The organism is Bradyrhizobium sp. CFUWI (genome assembly GCF_056429085.1).
This window is the reverse complement of the sequence record NZ_JBWJZE010000007.1, coordinates 316287-338018: the sequence shown is the minus strand read 5'-3', so window position 1 is coordinate 338018 and position 21732 is coordinate 316287. Positions and strand designations below refer to the sequence as shown.

The window sequence follows — 21732 nt, the reverse complement described above, 5'->3', positions numbered from 1 at the left end:
TGGTCGCCTGCGAAGGAGAGCCGAGATGCCAGCTTATGTACAGCATCATCAGGACGTCGAAATCGCGCCCGTGAATTGCCCCACCTGCATGGGGTTCCTGCCGATGTATGTGCGCGAGGTCGAGCCGCATTGGAGCCTTGCCAAGATCGACTTTGTGTATGAATGCGCCGATTGCGGCGCCGAAGTCAGACAGACCATCCGCAAGCCGACCGTGCTGCGGCACTGATCCTGCGGACGGCGAACCGCTCAACTATTTGCGTTCAGCGGAAAAAAACGCCGCTGATGCGGGTCTGATGTCTCCTAAACGAGGCTTGTTCTTTGCCGGGAACGCAGGCAGAACAAGCCTCAAGCAAGACCTTGGGAGCGCCCATTCGTGGCTGATCAGAAGGCCTCGACCTCGATCGAGGCAGTGGAGAGCGGCCTCGCCGCGCAGGGCTATATCGCGAGCCGGCAGATCGCGACCGCCGTCTATTTGTCGCAGCAGATCGAGAAGCCGATCCTGGTCGAGGGCCCTGCGGGCGTCGGCAAGACCGAGCTTGCCAAGGCGATCGCCGCCTGGCGCGGCATGAAGATGATCCGCCTGCAATGCTATGAAGGCCTCGACGAAGCCAAGGCGCTCTACGAGTGGAAATACGCCAAGCAGCTTCTCTACACGCAGATCCTCAAGGACAAGCTCGGCGAAGTCCTCGGCGGCGCGCAGACACTGCATGCCGCGCTCGACCAGCTCCACGATTTTGGCGACGTGTTCTTCTCCAAGGAATTCGTCGAGCCGCGTCCCCTGCTTCAGGCGCTGGAGCAGCCGGGCGGCTGCGTGCTGCTGATCGACGAGATCGACAAGTCGGACGCGGAATTCGAATCGCTGCTGCTGGAGATTCTGTCCGACTTCCAGGTCACGATCCCCGAGCTCGGCACCGTCTCGGCGATCACGCCGCCGACCGTGATCCTCACTTCCAACAGCGAACGCGACCTCGGCGACGCCTTGAAGCGGCGCTGCCTGCATCTGCATATCGGCTTTCCCGAGCAGCGGCTCGAGGAGCGCATCGTCGAAAGCCGCGTGCCCGGCATCTCGCAAGCGCTGCGCCGGCAGATGGTCGGCTTCATCCACGAGATCCGCTCGCTGGATCTGAAGAAGCTGCCGTCGGTCAGCGAGACCATCGACTGGGCACGCGTCCTGGTGCTGCTCCAGGCCACCGAGCTCGACACCGATATCGTCAAGGACACCCTCAACGTGCTCCTGAAATACGAAGCTGACATCGAGGCCGCATCGCCGCAGGTGACGACCTTCATTGCCAAGGCGGCACGGTCCAACGTCTTCGGTTGACGCCGATGCGCCAGAACCTCCATCGTTTCTTTCGGGCAGCGCGGGGCGTCGGCGTTCACGTTTCGCCTGCCGAAAGCATCGATGCAATGCGCGCCGTCGCACAAGTCGGCATCTCCGACCGTGCCGTGCTGCGCGACGCGCTGCTGCTGACGCTCGCCAAGTCGCAGGACGAGAAGCTCGCGCTCGGCGATTGTTTCGATCTGTTCTTCAGCCGGCCGGAACCGCGGCAGGACCAGCCCGAGACGAGCAACGACGACGCGTCGCAGGACACGGATCAGTCGCCCTCTTCCAGCTCGGCCAGCGAGCCGGGCGAAGGTCAACCTCCTGAGGGTTTGGGTCCACTTGCGCAGATGCTGCTGTCGCAGGACCGCAATGCGATCGCGGCCGCCATCGCCAGCGCCTCCGGTGCGGCCTCCCTGTCCGACATCCGCTACTCCACCCAGCGCGGCATCTTCTCGAGCCGCATCCTCGACGCCATGGGCCTGCAGCGCCTGCGCGACGATCTCGAACAGCTGACCGCGACCAACCCGGCGCTGGCCGAGCGCCTGCGCGCCGCGCTCGACGCCTTGCGCGAGGCGGTGCGCGACACGGTCGCGCAGGGGCTTGCGCTCTATGCCCGCGAGGAGGCCGAAAATCTTCGCAACGAGATCCTGCGCAACGCGCCGCTTGCCCGCATCGAGCAGCGCCAGGTCGCCGAGATGCGCGCCCTCATCCGCCAGATCGCGCGCCGGCTGCGCGAGCGCTATTCCAAGCCGCGCAAGCGCCAGCGCCGCGGCCATCTCGACGTCCGCCGCACGCTGCGCCGCAACGCGGCCTGGGGCGGCGTGCCGTTCCTGACTGCGTGGAAACGCAAGCATCGCGACCGGCCGAAGATCGTGGCGCTTTGCGACGTCTCCGGCTCTGTCGCCCAGGTCTCCGATTTCTTCCTGCTCCTGATCCACTCCTTGCACGAAGTGGTCGATGACGTCCGCTCCTTCGCCTTCTCCTCGCATCTGATCGAGGTCAGCGACGTCCTGGAGGCGAAATCGCCGGAAGAGGCGATGGCCGAGATCATGTCCAAGGTCGGTTTCGGCTCGTCGGACTACGGCTCTTCGCTGGTCGATTTCGAGAAGGACTTCATGAGCGCGCTGACGCCGCAAACCACGGTGATCGTCCTCGGCGATGCCCGCAGCAACAATCTCGACCCGCGCGCCGATATCCTGCGCCGCATCTCCGAACGCTCGAAGCGGCTGGTCTGGCTCAATCCCGAAGGACGGCTCGCCTGGGGCTTCGGCGATTCCGAGATGCCGCGCTACGCGACCTTCTGCACCGTCGTGCGCCAATGCGCCACCGCGCAACAGCTCGAGCGCGCCGTGTCGGATATCGTGGCGACTTATCAGTAAGTCTCGCGCGCGGCCAACCGCATTGGCGAAACGTCAGTTTCGCGCAAGCTCCGCCTGGCCGACGTTGCATTCCCGGAAGTGATAGGCGATCTCGTCGAGCGCGCGCTGCTTCCATTCCTCGGCTTGCGCGAGCCAAAACAGCCGGCGATCAAAATCGCGGGCCGCACGCTCCCGGCACAGGGATTCCTGACTGCGAATTTCGACCAGCCTGTTCATGCACTCCACTCCTGCCGCGTGAAGTCATTCCCCGCAAATCAACCTAACAGAATCCCGGATTGCTCGCGTCACGATTTCTGTGCATATCGCGACGCATCATGGGACAGTGATACTTCCCGTGCACTGCGGTAGCTCGCAGCGCAGCATCAACTGTGGATCATCAATTAGTGATCAAGCCACGGACGTATTCCCGATCAAGCGATCTTCTTCTCGTGTCGCAACGTAGTGCGGCAATTTGTGAAGAGGCGTTCTAAACGGCCTACCGAATTCCCGACTCATTGTCGTCGCATGGTCTTCATGCGGCGCCGCTAACAGGGGCGCGAACGGCACGATCTCCTGAGGTGACATGAGCAACGATTTCGACTTCGAACTTGCGTCGGACCAGTGGGAAGCGCTGCGTACACTTCGTAACCCGCTGTCGAACGGCCGCCTCGCGAAGTCCTATCTCGTCGATGGCCTCGTCGAGCTTGGCCTTGTTGCCATCAACGACGGTGTACCTGCAATAACGCCGGCCGGACGCAAGGTGCTCGTGCGCGGATCGTGCCGGTTGCTGGATCTCGTGGCGTGACAGATTCGCGCTGATCCTCGGCGACAACCTGCCGGGATATCACCGAGTCCAGTCGTTCCACTGCAGGAGCGGGGATCCATATGCCCTCCTCCAGACGGACAAGAAGCGCGGAAACCAGGAGTGAGCCACCGCGCCGTTATAGGCCCAGGTGCGATATTTCAGACCCTGTTCGGAGATCAACTCCTGATATCCGCCGTGCAGCTCGGTCGCGGTCCGTATGTCCTTCAATATTCCCTGAGCGCAGGAACGGTAGGTGTCGCTTCCCGAGAATTCATCATAGTCCAGCATGCGATCCGCAAATTCGACGTTGAACGTCGGCCAGGAGGTACGTCCCTGGTAGGCAGGCGCCGCGATCTTGTGGATCATCTTGTTCCGCGGATTATCCGCGGACACCAGGAAGTGGTACGTGCTGGGGATGCGAAAGCGCGGCTCCGCAATGATCAGATCCGCCGTCGCCGCGAACAGCGCCCGCTCGCTGGCATCGTTCAGATTCCAGAAGCCGCGATGCACGCTGACGAAATCCAGCGCGACCGAGGACGCCGGCGGGCCCTCCGGTCCGTCGAGAGAATGCCTGACGTATCCGTCCCTGCCGAACAGGCGGAGCAGATCCTTCTTGTACTGCACGAGGTCGCGCCCGAGCAGACGCTTCAGCTCGTTCTCATCGACGATTCCAAGCTGCACGCTCCACACGAAGGTCGTATGGACGCAGGCATTGGTCACGAAGCGCCGGCGCTCGGCGCGGGTATCCGTTGCGGCGGAGCGAGGACCACGAGCGTCGCACAGCAAATAGGTGCTGCCGTCATGATCGAACGGCTCGAGCTCGCTTGCGAGCTTAAGGATGGCACGCTTTAGGTCACCGCCATATTCGGCCACCAGCAGGCGGCCGGCATGCGCGCATTGTGACATCGCCAGATAGGACGGCGCCCTCTGGTCGGCCAAGATCATCTGCTGCAGGCCGGCCAGAATGCCGAGCAGCGTATCCGACGGGCGCGAGAAGTAATTCACGCCGAGGTATCGACCGCGCCCGGCCGGGACGATGGTCGTCGTGACGACATCGGCGCGAACCGCCTCCAGCAACAAACGGATGCTCCTGTCGAGAAGCCGCGCCCGCCGCACCGCGTCCTGCGCATCCATGATGGTTTCGGGGTCGAGGACGTCAGGATAGAACCAGGCGAAGTCACGGGGGTAATAGGCGGATGCGTGGGGTGCGCCGGTGACGAGGAAGGCCTCGGTCACCGAAAATGCGCTGTCCATCGCGTGCCGGTAGAGGTCCTCGATGGCCGACAACGAATGATGCGATTTTCTCAGGAATCGATCCCCGAGAAAATTGACCGCCTGGAGGGCGTTGGCGAAAAACGTCGCAGCCACACCTTGGTAGAACCGGTTTCCGCGATCTGAGGACAACGAGATATCGCTATTCATATACGGGCTAGGGTAACTCCGATGGTGCGGCCACCATCCGAAGCTTGGCTGATTCGTATTTCGTCCAGATGACTTGCCGGCTGAGGCCGGCCGCCGCAGCATTCCATTTGATCTCGCTCTTCATATCGAGCGGATGTTGCGGAGCACGATGGTCAGGAGCCGACGTTGAGTCGATCCGCAGTGCATGGGCGCGCGCATCTTTGCCCACTGCGACGTCAAGTCAGCATGGCGGGTTCCACCGTCACAAATCTGCAACAGGCCCAGCTGAAGCGGCGCCCGCAGGCGATGCCAGGGCTTCAACACACACGGTCCCCCGGTGCCTGCCGAAGCGTTGAGCAAGGGATGATGCATTTTCACACCTTACGCCGGGCTCCAAACTGGCCCACTATCGCGATATTTCACCCATGCAAGCGCATCAGCGAATGTTAGATTCAACACCTGACGGCCTGAATTCCGGCGAATCTCCGCTGCTGCGGACGATCGGGCTCACCAAACGGTATGGCGATTTCCTTGCCAACGATTCCATCGACATCGATATCTGGCCAGGCCAAATCCACGCGCTGCTCGGTGAAAATGGGGCCGGCAAGTCAACGCTGGTCAAGGCGGTCTACGGGCTGATCCAGCCCAGCGCCGGTGAAATTTACTGGCTGGGCGAACGCATCGTGCTGTCCGGCCCCTCGGAAGCCCGCAGCCGCGGCATCGGCATGGTATTTCAGCACTTCTCGCTGTTCGACAATCTCACGGTCGCCGAGAACGTCGCGCTCGGCCTCGACGGACGGGAATCCTTCAACGACATGTCGGCGCGGCTGGCACAGGTGTCGAAGACTTACGGCCTTCCGCTCGATCCCCGGCGCGAGGTCTGGCAATTGTCGGTCGGCGAGCGCCAGCGCATCGAGATCGTCCGCGCCTTGATGCAGGATCCGAAATTCCTGATCCTGGACGAGCCCACCGCCGTCTTGACGCCGCAGGAATCCGATCAGCTTTTCATCGTACTGGAGCGCCTCAAGTCCGAAGGCCGCGCCATCCTCTACATCAGCCACAAGCTCGAGGAGGTGAAGCGGCTCTGCGATACCGCCACGATCCTGCGCGGCGGCAGAAAGGTCGAGACCTGCGATCCCCGGCGCGAGACCGCCGCTTCGCTCGCGCGCATGATGGTCGGCGGAGAGATCAAGGAGGTGAAGGCGGCGGCCGGCCGAACGACCACCGTGCCGCGGCTCGTCGTCAACGATCTGTCGCTCGCACCAGGCGAGGCGCATGGCGTGCGGCTCGCGCACATCTCTTTCGAACTGAAGGGCGGCGAGATTCTGGGGATCGCGGGCGTTGCCGGCAACGGCCAGGACGAATTATTCGCCGCGCTGTCCGGCGAGCGATTGTCGAAGGATCCGGGCACGGTGGTGATCGAAGGCATTGCCGCCGGCCATCTCTCCATCACGCAACGGCGTAAGCTGGGTGCCGCCTTTGTTCCCGAGGAGCGGCTCGGCCACGGCACGGCGCCGCGCATGAAGCTCTCGGAGAACGCGCTGCTCACCGGCCATGCCGCGAGCGGCATGGTGCATCGCGGCTTCATCGATACCGCCGCCACGCTGAAGACCGTCGACCGCGCGACCGAGACGTTCGACGTGCGCAAGGCCAAGCGCGATCCCGAAGCAGCATCCCTTTCCGGCGGCAATCTGCAAAAATTCATCGTGGGACGCGAGATCCTGCGCAACCCCGCGGTGCTGGTCGTGAGCCAGCCGACCTGGGGCGTCGACGCCGGCGCCGCCGCCGTCATTCGCCAGGCGCTGCTTGATCTCGCAACCGCGGGCGCCGCCGTGCTCGTGACCAGCCAGGATCTGGACGAACTCGCCGAGATCGCCGACCGTATCGCCGTGATGTTCCACGGCAGGTTATCAGCGCCGCTGGCCGCCAGCGAGGCGACGCGCGAAAAGCTCGGCCTTCTCATGGGCGGCAGCATGCTGGAGCCGAAGGAGGCGGCGCATGCAGTTGGTGCTTGAGAAGCGCGCCGAGCGTTCCGGCACGATCGCGCTGGTCTCGCCGCTGATCGCGGTCGGCCTCACGATCGTGACCATGGTCATCCTGTTCGCGATCCTCGGCAAGAACCCGCTGCTCGCTTTGCACGCCTATTTCATCGCGCCCTTGACCGACGGCTATTCGCTGCAGGAGATCGCGGTAAAGGCAACGCCGCTGGTGATGATCGCGATCGGGCTGTCGCTCTGCTATCTCGCCAATGCCTGGAACATCGGCGCCGAAGGTCAATTCCTGATCGGCGCGGTGGCCGGAAGCTGGATCGCGGTGAGGACGCAAGGCACCGACGCCGGCGCCTGGGTGCTGCCCGCCATGATCGTCCTTGCCGCCGCCGCAGGTGCGCTCTATGCGCTGATCCCGGCGATCTGCAAGGTGAGGTTCGGTGCCAGCGAGATCCTGACCAGCTTGATGCTGGTCTATGTTGCCGACCTCTTCCTCGACTATCTCGTGCGCGGCCCCTGGCGTGATCCGCACGGCTTCAACTTCCCAACCACGGCCGAGTTCGACCCGGTGGCGACCGTCCCGCTGCTGATCGAGGGCGGCCGGCTGCATCTCGGCGCGATCATCGCGCTTCTGGTCGTGGCGGCCGCCGCAATCCTGCTCGGGCGAACCATCAAGGGTTTTGAGATCCGCGTCGTTGGCGCAGCCCCCCGCGCGGCGCAGTTCGGCGGCTTCAAAGCCGACCATCTGGTCATCCTGACCTTCGTGGTATCAGGCGCGCTCGCGGGCCTCGCCGGCATCATCGAGGTTGCAGGTCCCGTCGGCCATCTCCAGCCCGGCATCTCCCCCGGCTACGGTTTTACGGCGATCATCGTTGCCTTCCTCGGCCGGCTGAATCCGCTGGGAATACTGGTTGCGGGCCTGTTCCTTGCGTTGACCTTTATCGGCGGCGAGCAAGCGCAGATCGCGATGAAGATCCCGTTGGATGTCACCAAGGTTTTTCAGGGTATTCTGCTGTTCTACGTGCTCGCCTGCGATTCCCTGATCCTCTATCGCTTCAGGCTGGTCTTCCCGAACCGTCAGGTGGCCCGTGGAACTCGTTGAAGCCATCATCCTTTCGGTGCTCGCCGCATCGACGCCGCTCCTGCTCGCCGCGACCGGAGAGCTCGTGACCGAGCGCTCCGGCGTGCTCAATCTCGGCGTCGAGGGCATGATGATCGTCGGCGCGGCCTGCGGCTTTGCCGGGGCCTGGCTCACCGGGTCGATCTTCGTTGGGGCGCTGTTCGGCATCCTCGCGGGCACGATGATGTCGCTGATCTTCGCATTGATGGCGCTCGGGCTCGCCGTCAACCAGGTCGCGACGGGTCTCGCGCTGACCATCCTCGGCGTCGGGCTGTCCGGACTGGTCGGTGCCGGCTTCGTCGGCGAGCGCATCACGCCGGCAGCCCATCTCTCCATTCCGGGCCTCACCGAAATCCCGCTGGTCGGCCGCGTGCTATTCGGCGAGGATGCTTTCGTCTACTTCTCCATTGCACTCGTCGTCGCCGTCTGGTGGTTCCTGTACCGCACGCGCGCGGGACTGATCCTGCGCGCCTGCGGCGACAATCACGTCTCCGCGCATGCGCTGGGTTATCCCGTGTTGCGCATCCGCACCTTCGCCGTGATGTTCGGTGGCGCCTGCGCCGGGCTTGCAGGCGCCTATCTGCCGCTCGCCTATACGCCGTTCTTCATCCCCGGCATGACCGCGGGCCGCGGCTGGATCGCCCTGGCGCTGGTGGTGTTCTCGTCCTGGCGGCCGGGCCGGCTCGTAGTCGGCGCCTATCTCTTCGGCGCCGTGACGATCCTTCAGCTGCATGCGCAAGGCTGGGGCGTCGGCATTCCCTCGCAATTCATGTCGGCGCTGCCTTATCTTGCGACCGTCATCGTTCTGGTTCTGCTCTCCCGTGCGCGCAGCGGCGGCTCGACCGCACCGGCCGCGCTCGGGACCGTGTTCGTACCTGACCGCTGAGTTTCATTTTCGCGACAGGCGCGATGGGGCGCGCAGGTTGCGGATCGTGGCTTCCCCCTGATGTTTGGAGATCGATGATGAGGAAATCACTTCTTGCGCTGGCCGCCACACTCTTGCTCGCCGGGAGCATCAGTGCAGCCTCCGCCGCCGACAAGCTGAAGGTCGGCTTCATCTATCTGGGCCCGATCGGAGACTTGGGGTGGACCTATCAGCACGATCTCGGGCGCCAGGCTCTGGTCAAGGAATTGGGCGACAAGATCGAGACCACCTATCTCGAGAACGTGCCCGAAGGCCCCGACGCCGAACGCGCCATCGAGCAGCTCGTCCGCGCCGGCAACAAGCTGATCTTCACGACGTCGTTCGGCTACATGGATCCGACGCTGAAGGTCGCCAAGAAATATCCGAATGTGCATTTCGAGCACGCCACCGGATACAAGCGCAACCCGAACATGTCGACCTATTCGGCCAAATGGTATCAGGGCCGCTACATTCAGGGCCTGATCGCGGCCAAGATGTCGAAGTCGGGTGTGCTCGGCTATATCGGCTCATTCCCGATTCCGGAGGTCGTCTCCGGCATCAACGCGACGATGCTGGCGGCGCAGACCATCAACCCGAACATCAAGGTCAAGATCATCTGGGCCAACACCTGGTTCGATCCGGGCAAGGAGGCCGACGCCGCCAAGGCTTTGATCGACCAGGGCGCCGACGTGATCATGCAGCATACGGATTCGCCCGCGGCGATGCAGATCGCCAGCGAACGCGGCAAGCTCGCCTTCGGCCAGGATTCCGAGATGATCAAGTTCGGGCCGAAGACCCAGCTGACCTCGATCCTCGACACCTGGGGCCCCTATTACATCGAGCGCGTCAAGGCCGAGCTCGCCGGCACCTGGAAGTCCGAGGACAGCTGGGGCGGCCTCGACAGCCACATGTTCGCGATGGCGCCATATACCAACATGCCCGACGAGGTGAAGAAAATGGCGGAGGATGCCCAGGCCGCGATCACCGCAGGCAAGCTGCATCCGTTCAAATGCCCGATTGTTGGGCAGGACGGCAAGCCGGTGGAGTGCAAGGGCGGTGATCACCTCGATGACAGCCAGATCCTCGGCATGAATTTCTACGTCAAGGGCATCGACGACAAGCTGCCGGGCAAGTAGCACGCTTCTTGCTTTGCCCAGATCACCTGCTCCTCCCGGAGGAGGTTCGGAGGGGGTGGCCAGAAGCACCCGGCACTTGTGGTCGCCCCCTCTTTCAATTTCTGCCTTATCCCAACTGCATGGCCCGCGCCGCGGAACTGTGGCGACGGATGAGATCGGCGACATCGAGACCCGGAATCGCACCGTCGGTCACGACCCATCGTCCGGCTACCATCACGCGATCGGCCCGATGCGCTCCGCACAGAACCAGCGCGGCCAGGGGATCGCCATGGCCGGAGAAGCGCAGCTCGTCCAGCTTGAACAGCGCGAGATCGGCCGCCTTGCCGACGGCGATCTCGCCGAGTTCCGGCCGGCCGATGCAGGCCGCCGAGCCCTTGGTAGCCCAGCGCAACGCATCCTTGTGGCTGACTTTCGTGACGCCATAGCGGGCCCGTTGCAGCAGGAACGCAGCCCGCACCTCCTGCATCAGGTTCGATCCGTCGTTCGAGGCCGAGCCGTCCACGCCGAGCCCAATGCCGACGCCGGCCTCTTCCATCTCGCAGACCGGACAGCAGCCTGACGCCAGCAACTGGTTGCTGCATGCGCAATGGCTGATGGTCGTCCTGGCCTTGCCGAGCCGCTTGATCTCGTCGGCGTTGAAGAAAATCCCGTGAGCGAGCCAGGTTCGCGCAGAGAGCCAGCCGCATTGTTCGAGATAGTCGAGCGGGCGGGAGCCATACATCTGCTCGCAGAACTTGTTCTCGTCCTCGGTCTCGGCGAGATGGGTATGCAGGCGCACATCGAGCTTGCCGGCGAGATCGGCGGTCGCGCGCATCAGGGACGTCGTCACCGAGAACGGCGAGCACGGCGCCAGCGCGATCTGCACCATTGCATCCGGACCGCGCTGGTGATGTTTTGCGACCACGCGCGCGCTGTCGGCGAGGATCGTGTCCTCGTCCTGCACCACGCTGTCGGGCGGCAGGCCGCCGTCGCGCTGCGACAGGTTCATCGAGCCGCGCGTCAGCAGCACGCGAACACCGAGCCGCTTTGCGACGCCGACCTCGATGTCGACGGCGCCCTCGAGTCCTGCCGGGAACACGTAATGATGATCGGTCGTGGTGGTGCAGCCCGACAGCAGCAGTTCGGACATCGCCACGGTGACGCCGAGCTCGAGAGCGTCAGGCGTCAGCTTGGCCCAGACCGGATAAAGTGCCTGGAGCCAGGGGAACAGCTCGCGGTCCATCGCCGCCGGCAGCGCCCGCGTCAGCGTCTGGTAGAAGTGATGATGGGTGTTGATCAGACCCGGCAGCACGACGTGCTCGGCCGCATCGAACACCGCGACATCGGCGGTCGCAGGCGTGCCGCCGGCCGGCACCAGCTCGACAATCCGGCCGTCCGTCACCACAATCCCGCGCTCGGCACCGTCGGCGAGGATCGCCAGGGGATCCCTGATCCAAATCGGCCTTGTGTCGTCCATGATTCCGCTTCTCCTCACATTCGTTGACGACGGGACCGCAAGGCGGAGGCGGGTCCGATCGCGGATTTGCTGCGACCTGCCGTTGCGACTTCTTGTTGCGACTTGGCTCCGGTCTTGCAAGACTTTCCGTCGGACGATTCACCCGACGCTAGCGTGGGCGCAGCCATGGACTTGAATACCATCACAGCGGTCGCCCATCCGCAAACGCGCGCACAGTTGCCGGTCTGGACGGCAGGGGATGCTTGGCTGGCAGGCGGCACCTGGCTGTTCTCGGAGCCGCAGACTCATCTGACACGACTGATCGATCTCGCCGATCTGAAATGGCCGGCGCTGACGGTCACTGAGAACCATCTCAGCATCGCCGCGACCTGCACCATCGCGCAGCTCGATGGTCTCGCCTGCCCGCCTGACTGGCGCGCAGCGCCGCTGATCGGCCAGTGCTGCCGGGCCTTCTTGGCCTCGTTCAAGATCTGGAAGACCGCGACCATCGGCGGCAATCTCTGCATGTCGTTGCCGGCAGGGCCGATGATCTCGCTCGCCTCCGCGCTCGACGGCGTCTGCACCATCTGGAAGGCCGGTGGCGGCGAGCAGAAGATTCCGGTGATCGACTTCGTCACCGGCAACCAGCGCAATCGCCTGACGCCGGGCGACCTGCTACGCCAGATCGATATTCCGGTTGCCGCGTTGAAACGCCGCACGGCGTTTCGTCAGATCTCGCTGGCACCGGTCGGCCGCTCGGCGGCGCTCCTGATCGGCAGCCGCGATACCGATGGCGTGCTGACGCTCACGGTTACCGCATCGACGGTGCGGCCGATCCAGTTGTCCTTTCGCGGCGCTCCGGATGCGAGTGCGTTGCATGCAGCGATCGCGCAGCAGATCACGGACGATCTGTATCACACCGACATCCACGGCCAGCCGCTCTGGCGCAAACACATGACATTGCGGCTCGCCGAGGAGATCCGCCGCGAGCTCCTGGGAGCAACGTCGTGAGCTTCGAGATCAACGGCAAGACGTTCGCGCAGGAGCCGCGCGCCGGTCAATGCCTGCGCACGTTCCTGCGCGAGCTTGGCCATTTCGGCGTGAAAAAGGGTTGCGACGCCGGCGATTGCGGCGCCTGCACCGTGCTGCTTGACGGCGAGCCGGTGCATAGCTGCCTGATCCCGGCGTTCCGGGCCGAGGGACGCCCCGTGACCACGATCGAAGGCCTCGCCGGAGACCGCGGCACGCATCCGATGCAGCAGGCCTTCCTTGACGCGCAGGGTTTCCAATGCGGCTTCTGCACCGCCGGGATGATCCTGACCTGCGCCTCGCTGAACCAGGCCCAGCGCACCGATCTCGGCGCAGCGCTGAAGGGCAATATCTGCCGTTGCACCGGCTACGGCTCGATCGAGGATGCATTGCTCGGCAAGACCAACGTCGAGACAGGCGTCGAGGCAGGCGCCGCCTTCGGCCGCAGCCTGCCGGCGCCCGCCGGCCCCGACATCGTGCGTGGCATCGCGCGCTACACCTTCGACACCGCGATCGACGGCCTGCTTCACGTCAAGCTGGCGCGATCGCCTCATGCCCACGCCAGGATCGCCGCGATCGACAAGTCGCAAGCGCTGCAAGTTCCCGGCGTGCTCGCGGTGCTGACGCACGAGGATGCACCATCGGTCCTGATCTCGACTGCGCGGCACGAGATGGACTGGATGGACCCGGAGGACACCCGCATTCTCGACGACGTCGTCCGCTTCATCGGCCAGCGCGTTGCCGCAATCGTCGCCGAGAGCGAGGCCGCCGCCGAGGAGGCCTGCCGCCGGCTGAAGGTCGATTACGAGATTCTGCCGGCGCTGATCGATCCCGAGCAGGCGATGGCGCCGGGCGCGCCCGTCATTCATCCCGATCGAACCACCGCGAACCGCATCGCCGATCCCCAGCGCAACCTCGCGGCGGAGACGCATGGAGAATTCGGCAATGTCGCCTCGGCGCTCGCCGCGTCCGCCGTCACATACGAGGCCACCTTCCACAGTCATCGCGTGCAGCATGCCGCGCTGGAGACCCATGGTGGCCTCGCCTGGCTCGATGAGTCCGGGGTGCTCAACGTCCGCAGCTCGACGCAGGTGCCGTTCCTGACCCGCCGCGCGCTCTCGAATATCTTCCAGCTTCCCATGGACAAGGTCCGCGTGTTCTGCGAGCGCGTCGGCGGCGGCTTTGGCGGCAAGCAGGAGATGTTCGTCGAGGACATTCTGGCGCTCGCTGCGCTGAAGACCGGACGCCCTGTGAAGCTGGAGTTCACCCGCGAGGAGCAGTTCATCGCGACCTCGACGCGGCACCCGATGCGGGTCCACATCAAGGCCGGCGCCGACGCCGGCGGCAAGCTCACCGCGCTCCAGCTCGACCTACTCTCCAACACCGGCGCTTACGGCAATCACGCGGGACCCGTGATGTTCCACGCCCTGGCGGAGACCATTGCCGTCTACAACTGCCCGAACAAGCGGGTCGATGGCTTTGCGGTCTATACCAATACGGTGCCGGCGGGGGCGTTTCGCGGTTACGGCCTGCCACAGGCGCTCATCGCCGTCGAAGCCGCAATCGACGAGCTGGCGAAGCAACTCGGCATCAGCGCCTACGAGATGCGCCGGCGCAACATCGTCAGACCCGGCGATCCCATGCTGTCGCCGCCACCGTCCGAATATCACGACGTCGTCTACGGCTCCTACGGGCTCGACCAATGTCTCGACCTCGTCGAGCGCGCCATGCATGCCGATGGTCCCCAGCCGGACCTGTCGCCGGAATGGTTGATCGGCGACGGCGTCGCGCTGACCATGATTCACACCGTGCCGCCGGCCGGACATATCGCCGACGCCATGATCGTGCTCAACGGGCACGGCGGCTTCGAGCTCACCGTCGGCACCGCCGAGTTCGGCAACGGCACCAGCACCGTGCACCGGCAGATCGCGGCGACCACACTTGCGACCACCGTCGACAGGATCCACCTGCGCCAGTCCGACACGGCCCATGGCGGCCATGACACCGGCGCCTATGGCAGTGCGGGCACCTTCGTCGCCGGCAAAGCGACCCATGCGGCTTCCATGCAACTCGCGACCGAGCTGAAGGCGGCCGCCGCCGGCGCGTGGCTCTGTGACGTCGGGACCTGTGTGCTCGAGGACAATGCGGTCGTCAGCGGCGTACGGCGCATGTCCTTTGTTGAGCTGGCGAAGCTCGGCGGCGAACGCGGACGACCGTTCGTCGGCAGCGGCAATTCCGGCGGCACGCCGCGCTCTGTCGGCTTCAACGTGCAGGGTTTTCGCGTCGGCGTGAACCGGGGCACCGGCGAGCTCTGGATTCTCAGGAGCGTGCACGCCGCCGACGCAGGCGTCGTCGCCAATCCGATGCAGTGCCGCGGCCAGGTCGAAGGCGGCGTCGCGCAAGCGCTCGGCGCCGCGCTCTACGAGGAGATGGTGATCGATGCTGAGGGGCGCGTGACCAACCCGAAATTCCGCGACTACCACCTGCCCTCTTTCGCCGACGTGCCGCGCACCGAGGTGTTCTTCGCCGAGACGACCGACACCATCGGTCCGTTGGGAGCGAAGTCGATGAGCGAGAGTCCGTACAATCCGGTCGCTGCCGCGCTCGGCAACGCCATTGCCGATGCCACCGGCATCCGCTTCACCGCACCGCCGTTCAAGCCGGACCGGCTGTTTCCGGCGCTGCTCGAGAAGTTCGGCGGCTAGCTGCCGCGATAGGTCGAATAGCTCCACGGCGTGACCAGCAGCGGCACGTGATAGTGGCCTTCCGGCTCGCTGATCGCGAAGCGCAGCGGGATGTCGTCGAGGAACGGCGGGTCGGTGAGCTGCACGTTGCGCTCGGCGTAGTATCCGGCAGTGCTGAATCTGAGTTCGTAACGGCCGATCGGCAGCGGCCGTCCGCCGATCAGCGGCTGGTCGGTGCGGCCGTCCGCATTGGTGACCGCGCGCGCGATGATTCGGTTCTCGCCGAGCGCGGAGAGTTCGACAAGCTCCACGGGGATGCCCGCCGCGGGCCTGCCGATCTGATTGTCCAGCACATGGGTCGACAGCCGGCCATGCACCTTCAACTCGTCGTCGGCAATGACGAGCTGATCGAGCCGCAGCGCGGAAATGCGACCGATCTCCTCGATCGCCCGCCGTGTCTCGGTCTTGGCGATATTGCGCAACCGGACCTCGAAATCGCGCAGCACGGAATCCCGGGTGTGCCGGCGCACGCAGACGATATAGGGGAAGCCGAACTTGGCGCGATAGGCGTTGTTGACGCGCTCGAACGCGGCATATTCGGCATCCGACAGCCGATCGAGGCCGGCGCTGTTCTGCTCATTGGTCGATTCCGCCGTGAGCCCTGCCGCGCGCCGGGTCTTGCTGGCGAGATCGGGATGCGCCCGGATCAGCGCGAGCTGCACATCGGGGTCGGCGCCTTGAATCACCGCCATCAGCGCCGTGTGCAACTGGTTGATGCCGGCGAACGGCCGCTTGTCGGCGAGCTGCTCGGCGATCCACGGCGAATATTCGACGACGTTGGCAAGCGCGGCGACGAAATCGGCCTTGGCAGCGCCATTGAGATTGGAGAGGGAAATCTGCGACATCGTCAACCGATCTCAAATGCGTCGGCGGCAAGTTCCGCGTGCCTGGCGTGCCAGTGCTGCGCGATCTGCAATCGCGTCGGCACCCAGACTCGCTCGTGCTTGCCGATATAGTCGAGGAAGCGGATCAGGCCAGCAGCGCGACCGGGCCGACCGGCGAGGCGGCAATGCAAACCGACCGACATCATCTTGGGCGCGGTCTCGCCTTCGGCATAGAGCACGTCGAAGGCGTCCTTGAGGTAAGTGAAGAACTGCTCGCCTTCTGCAAACCCCTGCGGGTTGATGAAGCGCATGTCGTTGGCATCCAGAGTGTAGGGAATGACGAGCTGCTTGCCATTCGCGCCCTTGATCCAATAGGGCAGATCGTCGGCATAGGAATCGCAGAGATAGAGGAAGCCGCCCTCCTCCATCAGCAGACGGTTGGTGTTGATCGAGGAGCGTCCGGTGTACCAGCCGAGCGGCCGCGCGCCGGTGGCTTCGGTATGGACGCGGATGGCCTCCGCGATCTCGGCGCGCTCCTGCGCTTCGGTCATGTCCTTGTGCTCGATCCATTTCAGGCTGTGACTGGCGATGTCCCAGCCCGCCTCGTTCATCGCCGCGACGATCTCGGGGTTGCGCTTGAGCGCGGTGGCGACGCCGAACACCGTGGTCGGCCAGTTGCGTTCGCCGAACACCCGCCATAGCCGCCAGAACCCGGCGCGCGAGCCGTATTCGAACATCGATTCGATATTGGCGTGGCGCTGGCCGGGCCACGGCTGCGCGCCGAGCACGTCGGACAGGAACGCCTCCGAGGCCGCGTCGCCGTGCAGGATGTTGTTCTCGCCGCCTTCCTCGAAATTGACGACGAATTGCACCGCGATCCGCGCACCGCCGGGCCATTGCGGGTGCGGCGGATTGCGGCCGTAACCGCGGAGATCGCGCGGGTAGCTCTTATCGGTCACTCAGGCTTCCTCGAAACGGATCGGCAGGGCGCCCTTCCACAGCACGCTCCTGCCCAGCGCCGCCAGATTCTCCAGGCCGGAGGTCAGCGTGATGAAATGGTTGCCGGCGAGCTGGCCCATCTTGCTCGCGAAATGCACGCTGCCATAGGCCAGCAGGATCTCGGTCTCGCTGATGCCGCCGGGATAGAGAATGATCTGGCCGGGCGCGGGATAGCTGGTGTGGTTCTCATAGCCGACGCCGAAATCGAGATCACCGAGCGGCATCCACACGCCTTCGCCGCTCCAGCGCACATGGATGATGTGGCTTTCGAACGGCAGCGCCTTGCGAAAGGCGGCGACGGTCTTGGGTGCCAGCTGCTCCTCGAAGCGGGCATCGAAGGTGAAATCGCCGGCGCGGATAACGAGCTTGCTCATCTCATCTCTCGGGATCGGGTCCGGTGGCCCCGGACAACGCTCAAGCAAAGAGCACTCCCGACGACTTCGCGCAAGTGGCGCGCCGCATCACACGTCATGGAGTACCAGCTTGCGGTCTGCGGTACGCCCCGATCGGGGCAGAAGGATCGGGACGTCCGGCCGCGGCCTTCGCCGCCATCTTGGCTCGCGCGTCGCCTGGAAACTCAATGGGTCCCATTGAACCGGATTGCCGCAGGCAAGTCCATCGGCGCCGGCGGGCATGATTGCCGAATAATTGGCCGGCATGGGCCGGGCGGCTCCGCGAGGGACGGCAGGCGCGCAAAGACAGAGAGCTAGCTGCATCACCCCCTCGTGTCCCGGCTCTGCGGCGCACCGCTGAAGAAGCGCTGCGCTGCGTCCGGGGCACGAGAGTTGAGTCTGGCGCAGGTTCTTTCCACGTGCCGGCCCAATCCGGGACGGGCCGCTCCATCCAGGCTACAGAAGCACCGGCGCATCAAAAAAGGGCGGCACAAAGCACCGCCCTCTTTGTGCAACCCAATCCGGGCAGCGCCGAAAACGATCGCTCGATACGATCCCTAATAGCCCGGATCGTAATAGTAAGGGCTGCCGCCGCCGTAATAGCCGTGACCGCCATAATAACCGGTACCGCCGTAGTAAGGACGCGGGCCGTAGTAATAGCGGTTCTCGTAATACTCGCGGCGCCGGCTCTCGGCGATCGCACCACCGATCATCCCCGCCGCGAGGCCCATGAAGGCGAGACCGGCAGCGTTGGGCCCGCGTCGATAGTAATGGCGACGCCGGGCTGAGCTGAAATCAGTGACGTCGGACGAGCCCTGCCCTGCCGTGACAGGCTTCGTGGACAGCGCCTCAGCCGCCCCTGCGGACCCCGCAGCAGAGGGCGATGCGGAGGTTGCGACCATTGCCAGGCTGGCGAACGCGGCCAGTAGCGTCTTGCGGCCGGCAGAAATCATCGGTCTGGCAGTCATTTTGACCTCCTATGTCCTTGCGCAAACGTAGAATATGCAAACCACGTTAAACGCGCAAACCACTGAAATGGTTTCCTAATCGCGGCAATCCGCCACGTTTTGAACGATTGTAAACGAACGGCCGAAGCCCAGCATGCACCCTCCAACCTGAGCGGATCATGAACAGCCGCTGCGTTTTGCGGTCACCGCCGGGCACCTGGGCGCTGTCCTCGCCGGTCGCCTTTCCAACGCTGCTCGTGGTGCTGCCGTGGTGCGGCGGATCGTGACCTGCCTCGTTGCAGCCCCATCCCGCCTATAGGCGCGCTTACGACAACGCGCCCAGCACGCCGCGCGTGGCCTTGTCGATCTCCTCGACATAGCGGCGGCGGGCGAAGCTCTCGGTGAGGAAGCCGACCACCTTGCGGCTGTCGGTGGAGTCGACCACCGCCAGCATCTCGGCCTCGGCCTCGTCGAACACCGCCATGGCCGATTTCACGTTCATTTCCGGGATCAGCACGATGTCGATCAGGCGGGCGAGCTCGACCACCTGGATGTCGTCGGCGATGCTGTCGAGATCATTGGAGAACAAGTCGGGCAGCATGACCAACCCGACATATTCGTCCGCATTGTTGACGATCACGATTCCGGGCCGCGAGCCCAGCGCGAACTCGCGACGAACCGCGGCGATCGTCGTGGTCGAGGGCACCTTGCCGACGTCGGAGCGCATCAGGCGCTCGACGGTGAGATTGCGCAGCCAGCCGACGTCGTTGGCGCTGCGGATGGTCTCGCCGCGCAGATGCAGGCGCCAGGTCGAGAAGGAGTGGCCGAACATGAAGCGGACGCAGATCGAGGTGACGATGCAGCCGGCCAGCACCACGGCGGTGACGTCGACATTGCGGGTCATCTCCAGCACCAGGAACGACATGGTGAGCGGGCCGCCGACGACGGCGACACCGAGCGTCGCCATGCCCGTCAGCATCGCGACCAGCGGATCGATCGCGAAGTTCGGGCTGATCAGGAGCAGCACCGCGGCAAAGAACTTGCCGATCAGGCTGCCGACGAAAAGCGATGCGAAGAACAGACCGCCGCGGAAGCCCGAGGCGAGCGAGATCAGGCAGGCCGTCACCTTCAAGGCGATGACCAGCGCGATCAGGCCGATCGTCATCTCGTGAAACAGATCGAGCACCATGGCACCGTGGCCGGCTGCCAGCACCTGCGGCGTGATGATTGCAAAGCCGCCGACGATGAGGCCGCCGATCACCGGACGCAGCCAGACCGGCATCCAGGCGAACAGGCGCTCGAACATCGGCGAGGAGCGCATCACGGCGATGCCGACGCCGCTGGTGATGAGCGCAAGCCCGATCAGTGCCAGATATTGCTCGACGCCGACGGCGCTTACCTTGGGTATCTCCAGCGAATACGGCGCGCCGCCGAGCCATTGCGCGGTCAACGCGCCGGCCAGCGAGGCTGCCAGGATCGGCGCTGCGCTGCTGACCGAATAGACTCCGACGATCAACTCGCAGGCATAGAAGGCGCCGGTGATCGGCGCGCCGAACGCCGCCGCGATCGCCGCGGCAGCGCCGCAACCGACCATCAGGCGCAGATCGTTGCGGCGCAGATTGAAGAACTTGCCCAACAGCGAGGCGATCCCCGAACCGATCTGGGTATAGCCCGCCTCGAGGCCGACCGAGGCGCCGCAGCCATTGGAGATCAGCGTCTGGCTCGACACCACCATGCTGTCGCGCATCGACAGATTGCCGCCGCGCAGTGCGTTCGCCTCGATCGGGTCGACCGCATTCGAGATCTTCATGCGCCGCCGCGACCATTCCATGATGCCGAGCGACAGGCCGCCGAGCGCAGGCGCGATCAGCGCCGCCCACGGGCTGACGCTCTCGTGAGCCGACAGGTGAACATCAATGGGAATGCCGTAGATCACCACATGCGCGATCTGGGCAATCTGGGCCATCAGCGTCACGACCGAGCCCGCGAGCGTGCCGATCACCAGCGCAAGCGGGATCAGGTAGAACTCGTTGCTGCGCAAGAGGGCGCGCAGCCGAACCATGGTCCGGTTCGTTCCCTTGCGATCGACGAGATGCCTGATCCGCACGAACACTTTCTGCCTGCCCTACCCTTCCGGCAGGCCGTAGCCGGCCATGCGCTGGCGGACCCGCTCGATCTCGGCGCTGTGGAGCAGCGGCGGTTGTCCGATCTGGAGGCAGCCGTGATATTGCCGCGCCAGCGTCTCGACCTCGACGGCGAGCCACATCGCCTTGTCCAGCGTCTTGCCGACCGCGATCATGCCGTGATGGTCGAGCAGACAGGCAAGCCGGCCCTCCAGCGCCCGCACCGCATGTTCGGACGATTCCGCGGTTCCGAACGTCGGCGTGACCAGCAGCCCGTCCACATGCCGGACAGAAATGTTGCCTGAGGTGCCCTGGTTGATGCCGAGCGCATTCATGCGCCGGCAAGCGTCGATGATGGCCTGTCGCTTGGCGAGCTCGTCCGTTGTCATCGACATCCCGATTTCCCGACGATGGTCTTGTTAGACCGGAAGTACGTCAAAGCAACATGGCAGTGCAAGCGAAAGCGGCCCGGATCGGGTGCCAAAACCACGAAACGGACGGCAAAATCAATGGATTCACCTGTTATCGTAGCCCTATGACAGGCCGGCCCGGACGGCCGCGATCCCGTTGATCACGAACTGCACCGAATAGGCCGCGAGCAGCATGCCGAGGACGCGCGAAAGCACGGCATTTCCGGTGCGTCCGAGAGTGCGCGCGATCAGGTGAGCGGAGACGAAGCACAGCATGCAGAGCAGGCAGACCGAGAGGACGGCGGCGATGATGATCGCGAGCCTCGCCCCATAGCCGGCATCGCCCGAAAGCAGCAGCGTGGTCGCGATGGCACCGGGGCCGGCCATCATGGGGATGGCCAGGGGAAACACCGCGACATCGGAGGCGTGCTCCGAGGTCGCTCGGTCGGCCTCGCGGGCTCGCGGTGCGGACGATCGCCGAAGATCATCTGATAGGACACGCCGAACAGCAGCAGCCCGCCGGCGATCTGGAAGGCTGGAACGCCGATCCCAAGCTGGCGCAGCAGCCAGTTTCCGAGCAGCGCGATCATTACCAAAATCGAGGCCGCGATCAGCGGCGCGCGCAGCGCGATCGTTCGCTTGATCGTGTCGGGCAGCCCGGCTGTGGCCGCCAGAAAAGCCGGAACGAGGCCGACAGGATCGACCACCAGCAGCAGCGTCACGAAGGCTGACAGGGCGAAGTCGATCATGTCCCGGTGGGCTCCCTGGACGCTGGAACGATGGCGGGCGGTCT

General features: G+C 64.6%; 19 protein-coding genes and 1 pseudogene. 10 read left to right on the top strand and 10 right to left on the bottom strand.

Annotated features, from left to right (window positions below):
* The first annotated feature begins 25 nt into the window (after positions 1 to 25).
* The 3 genes from AC066S_RS18250 to AC066S_RS18240 all read left to right on the top strand — a co-directional run bounded on the left by AC066S_RS18250 (position 26) and on the right by AC066S_RS18240 (position 2703).
* Positions 26 to 226: a hypothetical protein gene (locus tag AC066S_RS18250; protein ID WP_126255620.1), complete on the top strand. Its 201-nt coding sequence runs from the start codon at positions 26 to 28 to the stop codon at positions 224 to 226.
* Positions 227 to 373: 147 nt separating this feature from the next.
* The gene (locus AC066S_RS18245) at positions 374 to 1321 is read left to right on the top strand and encodes an AAA family ATPase (RefSeq protein ID WP_027562443.1); all 948 of its coding nucleotides are present in this window, start codon (positions 374 to 376) and stop codon (positions 1319 to 1321) included.
* A gap of 5 nt (positions 1322 to 1326) precedes the next feature.
* On the top strand, positions 1327 to 2703 hold the full coding sequence (locus tag AC066S_RS18240) for a vWA domain-containing protein (protein WP_135169632.1): 1377 nt from the start codon (positions 1327 to 1329) through the stop codon (positions 2701 to 2703).
* 33 nt (positions 2704 to 2736) lie between these two features.
* Here AC066S_RS18240 and AC066S_RS18235 read toward each other — a convergent pair whose 3' ends face one another.
* Positions 2737 to 2919, bottom strand: a complete 183-nt coding sequence (locus tag AC066S_RS18235) for a hypothetical protein (protein ID WP_135169633.1) — start codon at positions 2917 to 2919, stop codon at positions 2737 to 2739.
* Between the two features lie 346 nt (positions 2920 to 3265).
* Between AC066S_RS18235 and AC066S_RS18230 the strand changes: the two genes are divergently transcribed.
* Positions 3266 to 3487, top strand: coding sequence for a hypothetical protein (locus AC066S_RS18230; RefSeq protein ID WP_126255617.1), 222 nt, complete (start codon positions 3266 to 3268; stop codon positions 3485 to 3487).
* A 39-nt stretch (positions 3488 to 3526) separates the two neighbouring features.
* On the opposite strand, the gene AC066S_RS18225 is transcribed toward AC066S_RS18230, so the two are convergent.
* On the bottom strand, positions 3527 to 4909 hold the full coding sequence (locus tag AC066S_RS18225) for a hypothetical protein (RefSeq protein WP_126255888.1): 1383 nt from the start codon (positions 4907 to 4909) through the stop codon (positions 3527 to 3529).
* A 404-nt stretch (positions 4910 to 5313) separates the two neighbouring features.
* Between AC066S_RS18225 and AC066S_RS18220 the strand changes: the two genes are divergently transcribed.
* From AC066S_RS18220 to AC066S_RS18205, 4 genes are all read left to right on the top strand, one after another.
* Positions 5314 to 6903 (top strand): ABC transporter ATP-binding protein, encoded by a 1590-nt coding sequence (locus AC066S_RS18220; protein ID WP_164718365.1) that lies wholly within the window; start codon positions 5314 to 5316, stop codon positions 6901 to 6903.
* Positions 6887 to 7978 (top strand): ABC transporter permease, encoded by a 1092-nt coding sequence (locus tag AC066S_RS18215; protein WP_126255615.1) that lies wholly within the window; start codon positions 6887 to 6889, stop codon positions 7976 to 7978. Before AC066S_RS18220 ends, AC066S_RS18215 begins: the two co-directional genes overlap by 17 nt.
* Complete coding sequence (locus AC066S_RS18210) at positions 7965 to 8882, top strand: ABC transporter permease (protein WP_135169634.1); 918 nt, start codon at positions 7965 to 7967, stop codon at positions 8880 to 8882. The genes AC066S_RS18215 and AC066S_RS18210 overlap by 14 nt, the downstream gene beginning before the upstream one ends.
* A gap of 77 nt (positions 8883 to 8959) precedes the next feature.
* Complete coding sequence (locus tag AC066S_RS18205; RefSeq protein ID WP_167767526.1) at positions 8960 to 10036, top strand: BMP family ABC transporter substrate-binding protein; 1077 nt, start codon at positions 8960 to 8962, stop codon at positions 10034 to 10036.
* A gap of 106 nt (positions 10037 to 10142) precedes the next feature.
* Here the strand turns inward: AC066S_RS18205 and AC066S_RS18200 are convergent, their stop codons facing one another.
* A complete protein-coding gene (locus tag AC066S_RS18200) occupies positions 10143 to 11492 on the bottom strand; it encodes an 8-oxoguanine deaminase (RefSeq protein WP_167767527.1) in 1350 nt (449 codons plus the stop codon).
* Between the two features lie 165 nt (positions 11493 to 11657).
* On the opposite strand from AC066S_RS18200, the gene AC066S_RS18195 reads away from it, so the two are divergent.
* Both AC066S_RS18195 and AC066S_RS18190 read left to right on the top strand, forming a co-directional pair.
* Positions 11658 to 12482 carry an FAD binding domain-containing protein gene (locus AC066S_RS18195; RefSeq protein ID WP_135169637.1) on the top strand — a complete coding sequence of 275 codons (825 nt, stop codon included), beginning with the start codon at positions 11658 to 11660 and terminating at the stop codon, positions 12480 to 12482.
* Positions 12479 to 15205, top strand: coding sequence for a molybdopterin-dependent oxidoreductase (locus AC066S_RS18190; RefSeq protein WP_135169638.1), 2727 nt, complete (start codon positions 12479 to 12481; stop codon positions 15203 to 15205). Before AC066S_RS18195 ends, AC066S_RS18190 begins: the two co-directional genes overlap by 4 nt.
* On the opposite strand, the gene uraD is transcribed toward AC066S_RS18190, so the two are convergent.
* The 7 genes and pseudogenes from uraD to AC066S_RS18155 form a co-directional block, all read right to left on the bottom strand.
* The gene (gene uraD / locus AC066S_RS18185) at positions 15202 to 16089 is read right to left on the bottom strand and encodes a 2-oxo-4-hydroxy-4-carboxy-5-ureidoimidazoline decarboxylase (protein WP_135169639.1); all 888 of its coding nucleotides are present in this window, start codon (positions 16087 to 16089) and stop codon (positions 15202 to 15204) included. The genes AC066S_RS18190 and uraD overlap by 4 nt on opposite strands.
* Positions 16090 to 16091: 2 nt before the next feature.
* Complete coding sequence (puuE, locus tag AC066S_RS18180) at positions 16092 to 17027, bottom strand: allantoinase PuuE (protein WP_135169640.1); 936 nt, start codon at positions 17025 to 17027, stop codon at positions 16092 to 16094.
* Positions 17028 to 17441 (bottom strand): DUF3830 family protein, encoded by a 414-nt coding sequence (locus AC066S_RS18175; RefSeq protein WP_126255607.1) that lies wholly within the window; start codon positions 17439 to 17441, stop codon positions 17028 to 17030.
* Positions 17442 to 18016: 575 nt separating this feature from the next.
* Positions 18017 to 18427 carry a hypothetical protein gene (locus AC066S_RS18170; RefSeq protein WP_135169641.1) on the bottom strand — a complete coding sequence of 137 codons (411 nt, stop codon included), beginning with the start codon at positions 18425 to 18427 and terminating at the stop codon, positions 18017 to 18019.
* A gap of 304 nt (positions 18428 to 18731) precedes the next feature.
* Positions 18732 to 20519 (bottom strand): chloride channel protein, encoded by a 1788-nt coding sequence (locus tag AC066S_RS18165; RefSeq protein WP_126255605.1) that lies wholly within the window; start codon positions 20517 to 20519, stop codon positions 18732 to 18734.
* A 12-nt stretch (positions 20520 to 20531) separates the two neighbouring features.
* Positions 20532 to 20924: a class II aldolase/adducin family protein gene (locus AC066S_RS18160; RefSeq protein ID WP_205680444.1), complete on the bottom strand. Its 393-nt coding sequence runs from the start codon at positions 20922 to 20924 to the stop codon at positions 20532 to 20534.
* A gap of 138 nt (positions 20925 to 21062) precedes the next feature.
* A pseudogene (locus AC066S_RS18155) lies at positions 21063 to 21688 on the bottom strand (MarC family protein).
* Positions 21689 to 21732: the final 44 nt, after the last annotated feature.